The organism is Streptomyces sp. PTY087I2, from assembly GCF_001687325.1.
Classification (GTDB): domain Bacteria; phylum Actinomycetota; class Actinomycetes; order Streptomycetales; family Streptomycetaceae; genus Streptomyces.
This window is the reverse complement of the sequence record NZ_LZRD01000006.1, coordinates 173,679-189,987: the sequence shown is the minus strand read 5'-3', so window position 1 is coordinate 189,987 and position 16,309 is coordinate 173,679. Positions and strand designations below refer to the sequence as shown.

The 16,309-nt window shown below is 67.5% G+C and carries 8 protein-coding genes and 2 pseudogenes; 3 read left to right on the top strand and 7 right to left on the bottom strand.

The window, feature by feature from the left end:
- Positions 1-7 precede the first annotated feature (7 nt).
- On the top strand, positions 8-1,492 hold the full coding sequence (locus A3Q37_RS08205; RefSeq protein WP_065479921.1) for a hypothetical protein: 1,485 nt from the start codon (positions 8-10) through the stop codon (positions 1,490-1,492).
- Between the two features lie 129 nt (positions 1,493-1,621).
- Here the strand turns inward: A3Q37_RS08205 and A3Q37_RS08200 are convergent, their stop codons facing one another.
- The gene (locus tag A3Q37_RS08200) at positions 1,622-3,388 is read right to left on the bottom strand and encodes a hypothetical protein (RefSeq protein ID WP_065479918.1); all 1,767 of its coding nucleotides are present in this window, start codon (positions 3,386-3,388) and stop codon (positions 1,622-1,624) included.
- A 275-nt stretch (positions 3,389-3,663) separates the two neighbouring features.
- On the opposite strand from A3Q37_RS08200, the gene A3Q37_RS35515 reads away from it, so the two are divergent.
- Positions 3,664-6,105, top strand: a complete 2,442-nt coding sequence (locus A3Q37_RS35515; protein WP_079137701.1) for a P-loop NTPase fold protein — start codon at positions 3,664-3,666, stop codon at positions 6,103-6,105.
- A gap of 59 nt (positions 6,106-6,164) precedes the next feature.
- Here the strand turns inward: A3Q37_RS35515 and A3Q37_RS38310 are convergent.
- The 4 genes and pseudogenes from A3Q37_RS38310 to A3Q37_RS36770 form a co-directional block, all read right to left on the bottom strand.
- Positions 6,165-6,941 (bottom strand): annotated as a pseudogene (locus A3Q37_RS38310) (transposase); the annotation flags it as partial.
- A 154-nt stretch (positions 6,942-7,095) separates the two neighbouring features.
- A pseudogene (locus tag A3Q37_RS38305) lies at positions 7,096-7,395 on the bottom strand (transposase); the annotation flags it as partial.
- Positions 7,396-7,532: 137 nt separating this feature from the next.
- Positions 7,533-10,055 carry a hypothetical protein gene (locus A3Q37_RS08190; protein ID WP_065479912.1) on the bottom strand — a complete coding sequence of 841 codons (2,523 nt, stop codon included), beginning with the start codon at positions 10,053-10,055 and terminating at the stop codon, positions 7,533-7,535.
- The gene (locus tag A3Q37_RS36770) at positions 10,034-10,489 is read right to left on the bottom strand and encodes a hypothetical protein (protein ID WP_141693551.1); all 456 of its coding nucleotides are present in this window, start codon (positions 10,487-10,489) and stop codon (positions 10,034-10,036) included. Before A3Q37_RS36770 ends, A3Q37_RS08190 begins: the two co-directional genes overlap by 22 nt.
- A 729-nt stretch (positions 10,490-11,218) precedes the next feature.
- Between A3Q37_RS36770 and A3Q37_RS08175 the strand changes: the two genes are divergently transcribed.
- A complete protein-coding gene (locus A3Q37_RS08175) occupies positions 11,219-11,572 on the top strand; it encodes a hypothetical protein (protein ID WP_065479902.1) in 354 nt (117 codons plus the stop codon).
- Positions 11,573-11,685: 113 nt separating this feature from the next.
- Here the strand turns inward: A3Q37_RS08175 and A3Q37_RS08170 are convergent, their stop codons facing one another.
- Positions 11,686-12,573, bottom strand: a complete 888-nt coding sequence (locus A3Q37_RS08170; protein WP_065479899.1) for a S1 family peptidase — start codon at positions 12,571-12,573, stop codon at positions 11,686-11,688.
- 277 nt (positions 12,574-12,850) lie between these two features.
- Entirely contained in the window at positions 12,851-16,087 is a 3,237-nt protein-coding gene (locus A3Q37_RS37710) for an AAA family ATPase (RefSeq protein ID WP_255311771.1), read from the bottom strand.
- Between the last annotated feature and the right edge of the window lie 222 nt (positions 16,088-16,309).

Below are 16,309 nucleotides of genomic sequence, written 5' to 3'. Positions count from 1 at the left end.
GGCGGTCGTGGCAAGCACTCCGAAGACTGAAGAGGTCCTGAACAGTCTCAGGCAGCAGGTTTCCGTTTCGGTGCACTCGACGCGGGAGCTCGTGGGCAAGATAGACGAGGCTGCCGCCGACAAGGAACGGGAGCGTCGCGAGACGTTCGAAAAGCGGCAGGAGGAAGGCAAGACCAAGACGGGAGAGACCTACGAGCCGCTGCGGCGCAAACCAGGCCTGCGCCCGCTCCCGGGCACGGAGGTCGACCTGTCCGTGACGTTGACGTTCTGGGACGTCCTGCACCACCTGGGCCGCGGGCTTGCACTGTCCCAGCGCGGTGCATCACGCGGACTGGCCGAGCACTGGGGCAGCCTGAAGTACTGCCAGGCGCTCAGTGCCCATACCGAGACCCAGCTCGGCCTGACGCATGAGGGCAACCTGCTCGGCCTGTCCGACGAGGGCAAGCGAATCGCCATGTACTACAAGGCGCTGCAGTCAGAGGAGTTGGGACACGCCTTCGCTCTCGCCGTCAGCGAACAGATACTCACCCGCCGCTATCCGGAGTACAGCGTCTCGTTCGTCCGTGCCGACACCGCGCTACGGGCCGGCTGGACGCTGACCAGTCGCGACAAGGCCAAGACAAAGACCGTCGGCTACCCCTACCGTCCGCAATTCTTCGCCGAGGTCTGGAAGCCAGGCGAGTCCTCGCGCGTCATCCCCATCGCCTGCAAGGGAAACCACAGCGACCGGCAGAAGGCATACGAACAGCTGGCCTCCGCAGCCGTCCACGCCGACGGAGTACACATCGGAGCCTGGAACGAAACCCCGGCCCTGCTCTTCAGCACAGAGATCGCCCTGACCGACCCGCTCACTGTCCACGTCCTGCATGCCGACGGCCCCGGCGGCTGGTTGCACATCCCCGACGGAACCCCCGCCGCCGGCATCGGCCTAGACCTTGGCAACGAGCAACCAGGCATCGGCATCCTCAAACCAGGACAAGGCAAGGACCCCGACTCCTCCGAGCCCGGATGCCAAGTCGGCCCCAAAGACCCCAAGGACTACGAGTGGTTCCAGCGCGTCTTGGCCCGCGTGGGAGCCGCTGGTCTGACGGCCTTCGCCGGGGACGGCGAATCCACCGCCGCGCTCCTCACCACCCGCCAAGGCAGCGACTTCTTCCAGGGCTTCGCCCACGCCGCCTCCGGCAGCGTCCAAGACCAGGACTACACCCTGCTCGGCGAGAGATTCGAGGGCACAGACCACGTCTTTCGTCTCAACGGCAAACGAGTACAAGCATTCTCCGGCGTCGCCGCCGATGTTCTCGATTCCCTCATCACCAGGAAAGAGCCCGGACGACAGGCCGATTTAGCCGCCTACCGAAAGCGGGTCCACGCCAGAAAGGGCAAGGAATACGGGACATCCTGGGACCACGTCTGGGGCGGCGTTGTCTCGATCAGCCGGGACGGCTCGGTGCTGGCCATGCGTCAGATCCCGCCCTTCCGCGACGAGGAGTAGCGTCGTCAATCTGCGCGCATTCACTGTGCCCCGCTGCTTACTCACAGGTCTCCTATCGACGTAGCCATGGAAGCCTGAGTACTGCAACGGGGGGCGGTGGGCAGGTCGCACCGTGCCGGGCTCACACGGCTACGCGTGCTGGGCGCAGTCAGGGTCCGCAACAGGCACATGCGTACTGGTGCCCTCGGCACTGTCCCCTGGGCGACACTTCAACTGCCAGGCGTCCTCGCCCTCCATCGCTTCGACCAGTGCAGACGAAAAGTCGATCCGCTCCATACCAAGGCCGAGGTCACGTTCCTGGCCGGCAAGCGCGACCGTCAGAGGCAGGTAGAAGGTTCGCCGTTCCGGAACGTCTCCCTGCGTGACCGGAACAGGAGAGGCTTCCTTGGGCAGGGCCATCTCTGCACGACTCCACTGATAGCTGAACGTCGTCTCGCGCAGCAGACGTGCGATCCATTGCAGCCTGGCTGCCTCCACGAGGGTTGTCTGCAACAGGTCGGGCATCACCAGCTGTTCTGTTGTGTATTCCTGTACGACCGACAGGGCCTGTGCTACGGCCGCAGCGCGCGCGGCCATCACGTGCATGTCACTGTCCGGGTCGCCCTGGAACGGCATCGGCTTGTTGTGGACGGGGCCGTAGGGTGCAGCAGCGCAAATACTGTGCGCTGTGTGGAGCCTCGCCATGAAGCGCACAACCGGGAGGACTTCGTCAGGAGGAAGCCCTTCAAGGGGGTTGCGGCTGAACCGCATCGTCGTCTGCCGCTTGCCCTCCAGGACCGTGAGGGTCTGCACCTCCAGCACGCCAGAGGCGTCCCGGCCGAATGCTGACAGCCCTTTCCCGGACAGCCCTCTGCGGGTCGGTTCCATCTCGAAGATCAGGCTCTCCAGGACCTGGCCAGCTTCATCCAGAAGCTGCAGCCGCATCTTGCGACTGGGTGCCTCGTCCTGCCAGGCCGGCCCGAGTCTGGCGGTGCCTTCGGAGAACTGGCCGCCCAGGCCGCCAGGAAGGTCCAGGGTGCAGTTGAAGGATGCGGTTTCGGTGGACGACACGGTCACCGGGGTGCCGTAGGTAAGTGCCTCGTGGAATGCCTGGGTTACGGGCCTGTCTTCGGAGAAGGACACCGCCCACTTGATACCCAACTCATGGTCCCGCACAGCCTGTTCATAGCGGGCGAAGACGCGAAAGGTGATGCAGGGCCCGTCGCCGTCCTGGGTCTGGCTGGCAAAGACGAGCATCGGTTCCCCTTGCGGCATCGTACGGTCCTGGTCGACCGAGAAGCTGTACCGGTAGAACGGATCGTGCGCGTTGAGGGCCTGGTAGAGGCCCTCCAGGCCGCCGATGGCGTCGGCAGCCTGGAGAAGAGCCGGCCTGCCCTCGTCAAGAGCCCGATCGGTGCTCTTCTGGAGGCCCATCAGGTCAAACAGTTGCTGCTGCAGCGTCAGTACCCGCTCCAGGCCATTGCCGAGGAAGTAGTCGATGACGTCCTGATACTTGGCCGCCAGGCCGTTGAGTTGGGCCAGTCCCATCCACTCGCAGGGGAAGTCGGAGCCCTGGGTGAGCGTACGGAACCAGGCAAAGCGGTTCTCTTTGGTGGCATCCAGCGGGACAACTAGGTGCCAGGCCGCGATGCGGGCACCCTGGGAGGCCGCGTATGCCTGCACCTTGTTGTAGGAGTCGGCGACCTGATTCTTCTGGCTCGCATCGAGGTTGGTCGCGAAGTACTTGATCTGGTAGACCACCCAGCCGTCTTCGGTGACTTCGACAACGTCAATGCCGCCGTCGCCCTGCGAGGGGCGGATCCGGACGGCCCGAGGGTGCTCACGGCACAGCATGACGGCGACTACGTTCTCCGTCTGCAGCGGCTCCAACGTGGTCCACGGCACCAACATCAGCATTCCCTGCCTTTGCCCTATGCACGAGTGTTTCCGGTTCCATCATCTCGCGGGGCACTGACAATGCAGGGCCGCCGACCGCCCAGGCGATGGTGGTTGCCACGGCGACGGTCGACACGACGTGGCCCGGAGGACGCAGCAGCCGCCTGGTAGCGCTCCGCGTAGTCGCGCACCCTGCCATGGGCCTCGGGCGTGTGGAAGACGACGGCTGGCTAATGCTGAAAGGGAATTCGAGGCAAAGCAGCGCGAGGGTTTTGGCATGATCGTATCGTTGACCGGTGAGCTACCCATGGGACCGCCTTACAGCCAACTACCAGCAGTTTCACGCCTTGGTCACCAAGCTGTTGCTGCAAGTGGACCCTCGCGCACGCGTACCTTCGGACGATGCCGGACGTTCCGACGTCGGCATCGACGTGGTGGCGGAGACTGAGACCGGCGAGCGTGTGGCCTATGAGATCAAAGCCTTTGCTGGGACCATGACCACCAGCCGCCGTCGCCAGGTCCGCCAAACGCTGGAAAGGGTGGCGGCCAGGAACCCTCCGGACAAGTGGCACTTGGTGTGCGCCGTGGACCCCACGCTACGTGATCTGCAGTGGTTTCACGGACTGCGCGGGAGCTTCCCGTTCCTCGGCGACTGGTTGGGCGCGAGCTGGCTAGATCAGCAGCTTGACGCACACCCCAATGTCCTGCGCTCGGCCCTGCTCGACCCCTCCGCCGATCTTCTGGCCAGCTTCGAACGCGAGCAACTGGAGCGGGAGGCCGCGCTAGGGGACTCGTCTTATGGATCGGACCTACACAACGGCACCGTGCACTTCAGAGGATTTGCCGATCGGCCGGCCGGCAGCGACCTGCTCGATCGCATGGCCCTGGTGTCAGCGGTGGCCGACCTGCTCATGCCGGCCGAGGAAGGCTCCTCGCCGACGGGTGAACTGGTTGCGGAGGACGGTACCGGCCCCTCGGTCGTAGCGATCGAGGGGCCGTGGGGGTCAGGCAAATCTACGCTTATGCAACTTATTGAGAAGGAGGTCATTGCCCGCCAGCAGGACGTGCTTCCGGCCTCCGTCGGCCGCTGGCAGCACTGGAAGGATGAGGTAAACAAGTGGTTTCGACGGCTGCGCCGCCGCAACCTGCCTGTGCGCTCGACTATCAGGTTCCTGCTCAGCCAAAGCCGGGCGGGCGCCAATAGCAAGCACAGCAGGTGGCCTCTGCTGCACGGCACGCCCTCCCCTCCGCCGGCCTCTCGCACGGTGGTAACGGTTCGCTTCAACCCCTGGGCGTATCAAACCAGCGACCAGATCTGGGCCGGGCTCTCTCGCGACATCGTGCAAGCCTCACGCTCAGCGCAAGGCACCGCAGGTCGCGACCGCGAGGCGTACTGGCTACGCCGTAACGCAGAACGACTCGACCGCCATCACCTGCGCCGCACCGTTAGTCGGCGGCTTCTCTCGCCGCTACTGCGGGTAGGCGTTTTTGCCTTGATCGTCCCAGTCGTGGCGCAACTGGCCAAAGCAGATACGCACTACAGGTGGTCGGGACACAACGTGAACGCCGCGCTCCTGGCCATCGGCCTTCCCCTGCTTCTACTGTCCCTAGGAGTACTACACACGGCCCTTCGATTCCTTCTGGGCCGGGCACACTCCTTCCTGCCAGGAGAGATCCTCGATGGCCCTGTGCTCAGCGGTGCCTTTGCCGCCTCGACATCCGGATCAGACAACGCGCTGCGCGACCCCTACTACAACGCCCGGTCCGGCTACCTCTATCTCGTCCAGCACGACATCAGCGACCTCCTGGAAACAATCTGGTCCAGCGGTCGCGAACTCATTGTGTTCATCGACGATCTAGATCGCTGCTCGGCACGCGCAACCGCCGAAGTTTTCGAGGCTATCAACCTCTTCCTGTCCGGAGCACTCCACTCCCCGCATCGACGCGTCGAGCCGAACGCGGTGCCATGCCGCTTCGTTGTCGGACTGGACTCCGCCGTCGTCGCAGCACACCTTGACAGCGCCTACTCCGATCTCGCCTCAACGCAAGGACGGGCAGGCCACCAAGACCCATCCTGGGGATGGACCTATCTGCGGAAACTCATCCAACTCCCCGTCACCCTGCCCCCCATCGCCCCCCACAGCCTCGTAGCCGCCACAAGCAGCCTGCTGGGCCCTGTCGCTCAAACGCCCGAACTCCACACCGCATCCCCCGCACCAACTGCACATTCAGCCGCAGTAGTCGACCCCCCAGCAGTGAACCTGATACCAGCAGAGGCAGCAGCACCCCAGTCCGAGCTTGAAACCCAAGTACTCGCCCTGGAAACACACCCAGTCATACGTGACCGCCTGCAGGACAGACTGAGCGCTCAGCGCCACCTCTCCATTCGGGAAGCCAAGAGGCTTCTGACCGTGTGGCAGTTCTACCTCCGCGTCCTCGCCTACAAAGACGGCACCACGCAAGCCCTCTCTGTCGAAGACGCCATGCACCTCATCACCCTCGCCGAGATCACCGCCCGTTGGCCCGCTCTGCAAGGTGCCCTCACCACCCGAGTCGAGGGCGAAACCGGCCTGGCAGTGCTCACACCCCACACCGGCCACGATCTCAACTGGGCTAAAGCTCTGCGAAAAACAGGCATGGATTCCGCCAGGCATAGCGACGCCTGTGCAGATCTCCGAGCGCTGCTCGCCACCGCTGACGGACCCGCAGTTGCCGACCTTGCACAACGACTCTTCTGAGGCCCTTCTGGCCGGTGACGAGGAGGCCGGGTCGCGAGGAGGGCCCCGCACACCCGTAGGCCGTGCGCTCGGACGTTCTGCGAGAGGGTGGCCTCGACCCCGGCGCGGATGGCGTACCGACGCTGCCACTGCTCGGTCTGCTGGTCGAGCCGATTACGCATCTGGATCTCGTGCAGCAGCCGCGGGAGCACCGCGACAGAGCGGGAGCGAATGGCCGAGGAGGTACACCGGGCACGGTCCAGGCAGGGCCGGCAGTCGCTGTCGGCGAAGCGGGCCTGAAAATCGGTGTGGCCGGAGATGTGCAGCTTGGTCCAGGACGCACTCGTGGCACCTCGCGGGCAGGTGGCCTGCTCGTTGTCCCAGTCGATGATGAAGGCCGACTTGTCGAAACCCGAGCCAGCTTTGGCCTGGCGGCTGTTGCCGGCGAGGATCGGGCCGAGCAGTGTGATGCCGTGAACGCGCTGGTCCCGCTCGATGTGGGCGGGTGAGAGGTAGGCGGTGTCCACGATGTGCTCGGCCGGAGCCAGCCGGCGGGTGGCGAGGTCGTCGTGGATCTTGTCAGTCGGCTGTCCGTCCTGGACGGGAGCGATGGTGGTGGCCACGTGCACCACCAGGTGCGGCAGATCCTGGTCACACGACCCGGTGAAATGAACCCGGTATCCGCTCCACTCGACATCGCGTTTGACGCAGTAGTGCGCGTCCGTGTCGTAAGGGGAGTCGAACCGCAGCGCGGTCGGCGGCAGGGCCGTGCCCTCCCGCCAGCGCAGATACCCCTCGCGATCGCAGTGATACTGATGTATCCAGACCTGCCGCAGGATCTCCACCTGCCGCAACATCCGCAGACGCGACGGGGCATCGGCCGCCCAGGCCGCAGCGAGCAGCTTCTGCCCGTCCCGGCCGAACTCCTCGGCGCACTCGCGCACCGCTGCCTTGCCGCCCGGAACTTTTCCGATCTGGACTTTCCGGCCGTAACGTTTGGCCCACTCGGGCTCAATCAGCGGCATCAGCCAGTCCGGATCGGCCCCGGCAATCTCCTCCAGCGCCGCCCGCACGCTCTCGCCCGCCAGCTCCAGCCGGGCTCAACCGGCGCACCGCCGCCAGGACATGGGTGGCGTCGGTACGCTGTCGCCCTCGCCCCTTGAGTAGCCCGGCCTCCACCAAGCGGTCCAGCATCAATTGCAATAGCTGATCGGCCCGGTCACCCTCGGTCAGGCGGGCCCGAAACTCACTGAGCAGCGAATGGTCGAACCCCGGATCGTCCAGCCCGCCACGACCAGCGAACCACCGCCACCGACCGTCGTCAGCATACGAACAAGATCACCAACACAGTCACGGCATTGCCTTTAGTCGGGCTCTGAGATGGATGAGCGGACTCGATCGCGGGCAACTGGCCGAGGAGTGAGTGGCAGTAGCTCCTAATCGTTGGACTACCAGACGTCGTGTGGCTCTCCCTCAGGGGTGAGGCCGTACATCTTCAACTGCTCCGCCTTGGTCGGCTGGTCCGGGAACAGGTGCTCACCGAGCTCGCCGTGGGTGACGATGGTGTAGTCGCCGCTGTCGATAGCGGCGAACAGGGCCTCGCGGGCTTCGTGCTCCCTCCCCATGCGGCTCAGGAACTGTCCCCACAAGCGGCGTGCGCCTTGGTGATGAACCGCTGCAGCTTCCATGAGCGCGAACACCTCGTCGGGAATGCTCTCCAGCGGGGGCAGTCCCTCCTCAGGTGTTTCAAGTCGCTCGTACATCCACAAGGCCAGTTCGTACTGTGCCCAGGGTTGCCGGTCTCTCATGGCCAGAATGTGGGCGATGCCTTCAGCGGTGTGGCGTGCACTGGGGATCTTGTGTAGATGCCGGACGACGGTCCACACGGCCCCGTGCCGGCGCTGACGGCGTGCTCTGCTGAGCAGTGCGAGTGCCTCGCGTCGACGCTCGGGCCACAGTTCCATGAACAGCTGGAACAAGAAGTGTGAGTCGGTTTCTGCTGCCGAGCGTTTGAGGGCCGCTGCCTCCTGCCGATCCTCCGGGCGGTCTAGGAAGTTGAGCAACATGCTCAGAGCCGCAGCGGACTTCGCGGCGACGCCGGCATCCAGGAGCTGCCGGGCCAGGTCCCGCTCCCCTTGCTTGCTCAGCTTGGAAGGCCACGCGCATAGACGGGAGGGCACGTCGAAGGCCGTGGCCACGAGGGCATGCCAGCGGGGTCCGACGATGTGCGCGAGCCTCTTCAGTTCGTGCAGCGCGTCCGCGTCGCCCTCCGCCGCCTGATGCAAGAGTGCCGCTGGATGCTCCTGCTGGGCTTCTGGAGCATCCGCTACCCGCGCCACCGCTGCCGCCTCATCCAGCTGGCCGAGATCCTCGTACATCATGACGAGGGCGGTCCTAGCAAGCGCGTGGCCTGCCTCAGCAGCGCGCTCGAGCAGCGCCGTCGCGAGTTCGACACTTCTCTCTCGGTACTCGGCGTCCACCTGCCCCGTCGCGACATAACCGATGTCGGTGCCCAGATGAAAGGCGCTTTCGCCGCCGTCCTCAATCGGTTCGCACAGCGCAAGGAGCTCGTCGATTCCGCGCCGCGTGTGGATCATTCCCGTCTCGCTATAGAGGACGCAGAGGTCACTGAACGCCGGTGTGTGGTGACGCTCAAGTGCCTTGATGTAAAGATCACGAGCGATCTTGAACCGGGCGCTGGAGAAGGCCGCGGTGCCCAACTTCGCATAGGAGAGACCGCCGAGATCCGCCGTCAGCGCAGCCTGCCAGAAGGGGGAAGGAGGGGCGGTGAAGGCACGCTCCTCGGCAATGTGCTGCTCCAGATAGTCATTGAGGTCGCATCGCTCCGGGTCCGGTCCGATGCCGTCGGGGTGCAGGACTGGCGGCAGCGCAGGGCACACGCCATGGCAGGGTTCTCGTGCCCAGGCGAGTGCGGTTGCTGCCCAGTCTCCGACGAGTTTCATGCGTGCGTGCGAGGTCAGGTAGCCGGGTGCTGCTGCGGTGAGGGTGCGCGCTGGAATGGGTTCGCGCACTCCGAGTCGGCGGAGGTCAGCTGCTGCGGTCACCAGGGCTTTGCCGGGGTGGTCGCTGCGGCGGTAGCGGTGCATGAGTTCTACGGCGGCGGCCAGCGTCTGGGTCAACTCCTGGGTACCACGGGCGCTGTCTACCGCCTGCACCCACTGCGGGTCGGTGACCCGGCGTTGGAAGTCATCGAGCTCGCGGTCGGTGAAGATGTCGGGAACGGTGACGTGGTGGCTGGCTTGAAGAAGCGTCCGGCGCCGAGCAAGGCGGTCCTGCCCCTGGGAGGCAGGGGCGGCGCCGGTGAGCATTTCGTAGTGGCCGGGCCAGATGGTGACGACGATCGCCAGGTGGCTCACGGCATCTTTGAGCGTCAGGAGCAGCGCGGCGGCCTTCTCGCCGTCCCGATCGGCAAGGACAGTGCTGTGGGCGTCGTCGAGCCAAATGATGGTTCGTGGTCTGACCAGCCCCTCTGCTGCCGCCTGCCTGAGGCCGTCAGTTGAGTGAGGATAGAGCAGCGCCCAGTCGTGCAGCTCTGTACCGGCGCCTTCGTAGGCTGCGCGTGTTTTCCCGGCACAGGAGTTTCCCTCGATCACGACGACTGAGGAGGAGCCGTTCCTGATCTTTCTCAGGCACTGACGCAACTCGAGGTCGTGGGCCCGCTCGACGTACGGGGGTAGCCCCTCCCCGACGGATGGTTTGACACTGAGTTCACCCACTTCCCAGGACGCGAAGGACTTACTGACAGCTGGCAGCGGAGGCGCCGACGTGTGGGAGGGAGGGAGGTTGTAGATGACGACCTTCTCGGCCGCCATTGAACGATCCTGCGCAAGGATCAAACGCGTATCAGAGGGGAGCTGAGCCAGGTCCGGAAATGCTGCCGCCTGGCTGGAGGTGGCCGTGGCTTCGTTCAGCTCTGTGCCGAAGTCGGCTAGGAAGGGGAGCCGATGCATGCTCCGCCGTTGATGATGGCTGCAGCGATGGAACCGCCTTCGGCCTTGATACTCATGTTTCCGGCCACTGAGACTCCACCGTCGCCCGACTGCGCGCCGACGGCCCGTGCGTGCTCCTCAAGGAGGAACCTCAACTCCTCAAGAGCAGCTGCTTGTTGGTCGCCGTCCCAGTCGCTGTAGGCATCCTCGAACCGGCCGACCCAACGCTCATGCTGACTATTGAGTACGCCCTCGCCTTCCGGACCTTCGGGAGCAGCGCCAAGCACGTCAGCCGTGCGGTCCAGGCGACTGAGGACGGTTTGCTCGGCATCATCGTCCCCCCGGGAGAACCACCGCGCTACAGCAGCCTTGATGCCCTCGCCCGTGCCGGCCTTGAGGGCCTGGAGGAGCCAGGTGACCGAGTCGTCGAAGAGCTGTGACGGGTCAAAATTCACGTGAGTTCCCCTGCCTCTATGGTGATGTCGGCACATTAGCGCCTGAACTCAGGTGCTGGTCAAAAATTCATCGGAATCACGTAGTCACCAGGCGCTACCAGCGTCAGCAGCGAGCACGACGGGGCAGGAGATCCGCTGCAGGGCGGCGTGCTGCGTCGTCTGCCGGGGGGGCGCCGCCCTGCTCCTGGTTGCCGCTCCTGCTTCCGCCGCCGTGGCGTCCGGACGGTTCCGCTGCGACTCATTGACCGCCGAAGGCCGAAAGGCGACCGACTTCCTCAACGGCCTACCCGCCGCCGCCTGGACATCTGAACCAGCCGACCCGTGCTCGGCAAACGGGGGGAGGTCCCCGGCGGAATCCAGCTCGTCGCACTGCCGATCACAGCGCCAGTCCGAGGAGGCCCCGCCCAGCAGCAACACCTTGCGCAAGCCGAGACGGACCAAGATCCGGACCATTTCCGGACCAGACCCCTCCAGCGAGCCGCACCAACTGCTGTTTCCCCTGGTCAGCTTGGATACAACTGCTGTACCACTAGCAGACGAAGAATCTGCTGGTGTCGTATTCGCCGAAGAAGCTGGGGTTCTTCTAGAGGCAGATGAAGAGGTGCCTGACCTGGGCTTTCATCGGTCAGGCACCGGGAAAACGCTTCGCGGCCGAGCCCGTGGTGCCGGTATTGTCCGGTCTCCCGGCCCGCCGTACCGGTGGGCCTCGTGTGGAGAGCGATGCAACGGATGACCAGCCGGCGAGCGACGACGACCCTGTGGCGGCCCACCGGCCCCAAGGAGCTTGAGCTGGTTCGGGAGCTGAACTGGCGTGCCTGGCCGCCCCGGCTGCCGGAGCAGCCGATCTTCTACCCCGTGCTCAACGAGGACTACGCGGTCAGGATCGCGCGAGACTGGAACGTGAAGCACGACGGTGCCGGGTTCGTCACGCGGTTCGAGGTCGAGTCGGAGTTCCTGAGTCGGTACCCCGTCCAGCAGGCCGGCGGGCGGACCATCCTTGAGCTCTGGGTTCCGGCCGAGGAGCTGGACGAGTTCAACGCCCACATCGTCGGTGAGATCCAGGTGGTCCACGAGTTCCGCTGAGCCGGGGTGGCCCCCGGAACAGGGTGTCCCGAACGCGAACGGGCGCTGTCCCCGCCGACGAACCGGCGGGGACAGCACTCAGGGCCGATGGCGAAACCCTGGTTCGTGCGGGATCAGATGATGCTCACCCCGTAGACGCTGAGCGCCTCGGTGACGGGCTGGTAGAACGTGGTGCCGCCGGAGGAGCAGTTGCCGCTGCCGCCGGAGGTGAGGCCGAGCGCGGTGCTCCCGGAGAAGAGCGCGCCGCCGCTGTCGCCGGGCTCGGCGCAGACGTTGGTCTGGATCAGACCGGAGACGATGCCGTCGGCGCCGTAGTTGACGGTGGCGTTGAGACCGGTGACGGTGCCGCCGTGCAGGCCGGTGGTGCTGCCGCTGCGCTGGACGGACTGGCCGACCGTGGCGTCGGCGGCGCCGTCGATCTCCTGGTAGCTGCCGTTGTAGAGATAGACACGGCCGTCGGCCGCACCCGGGTCGGAGTGCCGGATGATGCCGTAGTCGTCGCCGGGGAAGCTCGATCCGGCGGTGGTGCCGATGGACCACGAGCTGCCGATGTTGGTGCAGTGGCCGGCGGTCAGGGCGAACTTGGTGCCCGCGCTGTCCTGCACGTTGAAGCCCAGGGAGCAGCGGGCTCCGCCGGTGGTGATGGCTTCGCCACCCGCGATGAGCTTGGAGAACTTACCGGGGGTGCGCTTGACCACGAGAGCGTCGGCGTTGACGCCAGCCTCGCTCCTCAGCTTGGCGATCTCGGCCTTGCTGACCGTGCTGTCGGCGGTGACGACGACCTTGCCCGAGGCGGTGTCGACGTACCAGGCCGTACCGCCGACATCGGCGGTGCGCACGGAGGCGGCGGTCTGGTTGAGCTCGGTTGCGCTGAACGTCTTCGGGGCCGGCTGGGCGGTGGCGGCGGCGGGAAGGGCGAGCGCCGCGGCGGCGGCAAGGCCCGTGGCGCCGGCGATGAGTCGTGCTCGTCTCGTGAGGCTGTGGGGGCGAGAGAGTCGCACTGTGGTTCCTCCAGATCGTGGGGGGAAACTCGGGGCGTTTGGGTGGACGCCCATGACACGTCATCGGGAACACGATCAATTCGACGTGTCCCTGACAACATTATTCATGCTGGAGAGACCGGTCGGCCCACACAAGACCCCCGGAATGCGGCTGGCCGATAAGTAGTTCTTGCGGCGAGCTCTGGACCGTAACAAATCGGTGGATTGACGACCCTGGGAGGTCAGGGGATGGCGGAAAATGCACCGTGGAGTGTGTCGCTCTCCCGGACGTCTTCGGTCAGGGTCCGAGGTGTGCGCCGATCTCGGTTCGGGACGAGACCCCCAGTTTCCGGAGTGCGCGTGCCACGTGGTGCTCGACCGTCCGGTGCGAGAGGACCAGTTCGCGCGCGATCTCGCGGTTCGACAGGCCCAGCGAGGCGAGCCGGGCCACCGACCGCTCCCGGGGCGAGAGGTGGTCGCCGTATCCCAGCGCCCCGGGCCTGCGGACGGTGGTCTGGCCGTGCTCCCGCAGTTCGCGCTGACACCGCAGCACATCCCATACGGCGTCGATGTCCTGGTAGGCCGCGATCACCTCGTGCAGCACCGCGCGCCCGGCCGGCACGCCCGAGGCCAGCAGGTGGAGCCCTTGAGCCTCCTGCACGTACGCGGCTTCGTACGGTCGCTCCAGCCGCGTCCAGGCGTCCGCCGCGGACGCGTACAGCGCATCGGGTGCCGTACGCCCGGACTGCGGGTCGTCCGTGGCGGTGAGCAGAGCCCGGCAGGTCAGCAGGGCGGCCCGGGCGGCGGGTGCGTCGCGGTCGGCGATGCCCGCGGCCAGCTCCGCGACCAGGCGATGCGCCTCGTCGGGGCGGCCGTCCCGGACGAAGGCCTCGACCGACGGCGGCACGAGGGCGGTCGCCCATACCCACGCCCCCGTACGGCGGACCTGCCGCAGCACCCCTTCCACGGCCTGAACAGCTTGCGAGGGGCGGCCGGCCGCCAGGTGGATCCGCGCCACGGCAGCCGCAGCGGCGGTCAGTACGACGCCGGTGTCCAGCGCGGTCGTCCGTACGGCCTGCTCCAGGAGCCGCCGCGCCACATCCGTCTGCCCCTTGGTGTGCAGGCGCAGCAGTCCGCAGACCAGCAGGGCTTCCGCGTGGAAGTCGGGCACGTCCTGGTACTGCGCCTCGGCACGCTCGGCCCGCCCCAGGAGCCCCTTCCACCGGCCGTTCGTGAAGGCGGCGACCACGTCCGTCGTCTCGACGAACGCCTCCAGATAGGGGGCATGGTTGGTCCGCACGGCCCGCCACGCCCGGGCCTGGAAGGTACGGGAACGCTCCGGGTGGCCCAGGGAGTTCGCGGCGCCCGCCAGATTGGCGTACACCCTCGCCGCCGCCTCACCGGTCAGGGTCTCGGGCAGATCGGCCACCGCCTCCCACGCCGACGGGTCGCCCATCAGGGCCAGGGCGGTGGCCCGGTTGGCCAGCACGGCGGAGCGCAGGTCCTCCTCCTCGACCTCGGGCAGCAGCCGCTCCGCCTCGGCCAGCAGACGGCGGTGCTCGCCGACCGGCCAGCCCTTGAGGGAGGGGATGGCCGTGATCGCCAGAGCACGGACGGCCTGGCCGGTGGAGACGACGAGGAGGTCGGGGACCGCCCGCGCTATCTCCTCCAGCGCCTCCACCCCGGCCCCCGACTGGTTGCGCAGCAACAGGCCCAGGAGCAGCCGGATCTCACCGCTCGGCCCGGGGCCCAGCGAGTGCTGGTCGAGGACCTGCCGCAGCGCGGCGGGCACTTGCGGGCCAAGCCGGGCGTTCAGGGCAACGCGGGCCAGCTTCAGCGCGACCCGGTCGCGGGCCACGGGCGGGGGTCCGTTGCGCAGGGCGTCGAGGTAGAGAGCCGCGGCCAGGCCCGCGTCCCCGTCCCCCGCCGCCCGGTTCCCGGCCGCCTCCAGGCAGCGCGCCGCCTGGACGGGACGGCCGGCGCGCCGGTAGTGCTCGGCGATCCCCGCCAGCGGGAAGGGACTCATGTGCCGGGCCAGGGCGCGGGCCGCACGCAGATGCAGAACAGGCCGCTCCGGTTCGGCGACCGCGTCGTACGCGGCCCGGCGCGCCAAGGCGTAGGGGAAGGCGAAAGCGGTGGTGGAGAGGGAGGCGTGGGCGCCGTCGCGGGGGGAGGCACAGGCGCCGTCGGAGGAGCAGGGGGCAGCTACGTCGTGAGCGCAGGCGCTGTCGCGGGGGAGGGCGTGAGCGGCGTCGGAGGAGCAGGCGCAGGCGCCGTCGCGGGCGCAGGCGCCGTCGCGGGCGCAGGCGCCGTCGCGGGCGCAGGCGCCGTCGCGGGCGTAAGCGCCGTCGCGGGCGTAAGCGCCGTCGCGGGGGAAGGCGTCAGCTCCAGCGGAGGAGCGGGCAGCGGCGCCGTCTCGGGCGCAGGCGTAAGCGCCATCGCGAGCGCAAGCCCCGTCTCGGGCGCACGCCCCATCGTGCGGGAAAGCACCATCGCTCCCCGTCGGCCGAAGGACCCCCTCCCTCAGCGCCGCCCCGAGCGCACGCCGCGCCTCCGGTTCGCCCAACCCCGCGACAGCCCCCAGCAGTTCCACGGGCGCGGGCTCGCCCAGTACCGCCGCCGCCGCAACCACCTGGCGCGCCGCCGGAGGAAGGCCACGCAGCCGCTCCACCACCACGCGGCGCACGGACGCGGGCAGGGGCGGCTCCCCCGGCTCCCCCTCCGCGTCGGTGGGGGACTCCGTGGAGCCGGGCCATGCGCGCAGCGCCTCCTCGATCACGTACGGCAGGCCACCCGTCCACCGGTGCAGGCGGTCGGCGAACTCCTCCGGTACCGCCTGCACTCCGAGCAGTCCGGCGGCCAGCTCGCCGGTCTCCGCCGCCGTCAGCGGTGCGAGGTGTCGTTCGACCACCGTGACGTGGGGCGGTGTGCGCAGCGGGAACGGGAGTCCGTCGCTCCCCTCGGCGTCGGTGTGGGGTGCGGTATGGCTGCGGGCGGTGAGGACGAGTCCCAGGTGGGGCGGCGGGTCGGCGACGACCGTACGGAGCAGGGCGCAGGTCGAGGCGTCGGCCCACTGGAGATCCTCGACGACCAGGACGACTTCCCCGAGCGATGCCACGTACGCGTGCAGGGCGCGCAGGACGCGGTGGTGTTGGGCGTGTGGGTCTGTCAGGGGAGGCGGCGCGGGCGGGAGGCGATCCGCGAGCTCGGGCAGCAGGGCGTGCAGGGCCCCGGTCACCGGCGGCAGGTCCGCCGGGATCCACCCGGAGCGGAAGCGGCTCAACGCCTCGATGAGCGGCGCGAACGGGAAGGGCGCGTCCGTCTCCTGGCAGCGGGCGGCCAGGGTGACGGCCTCCGGTGATGCGGTCCGCCGCAGGACTTCATGGACGAGTCGGCTCTTCCCTGCCCCGGCCTCCCCGGTGATCACCGCGACGGCGGGTCTGCGGTCGAGCGCCGCGCACACGTCGGCCAGGAGGGCAAAGCGTCCGATCAGGGGGCCGGGGACGGAGGGAGGAGGCGGCGGCTCGGCGTTCACGGCTTCCTTCCGCGCTCCTGGGCGGCATCGGCATGACGGATGGGTGATAGGGCGAACGGGCAGTCAGAAGCAGGCAGAGGCAGGCGGACGATGCGACCGGGCCGTCGGAACAGCCTCATGATGGCCCGTACCGACGGCTCTGAATAGGCGCTGGAAAGGCGTGGGAAAGAGGAGCGGCGTCCGCGGCGCGTGTGCGGGCGCCACGGACGCCCCCGTCCCGGG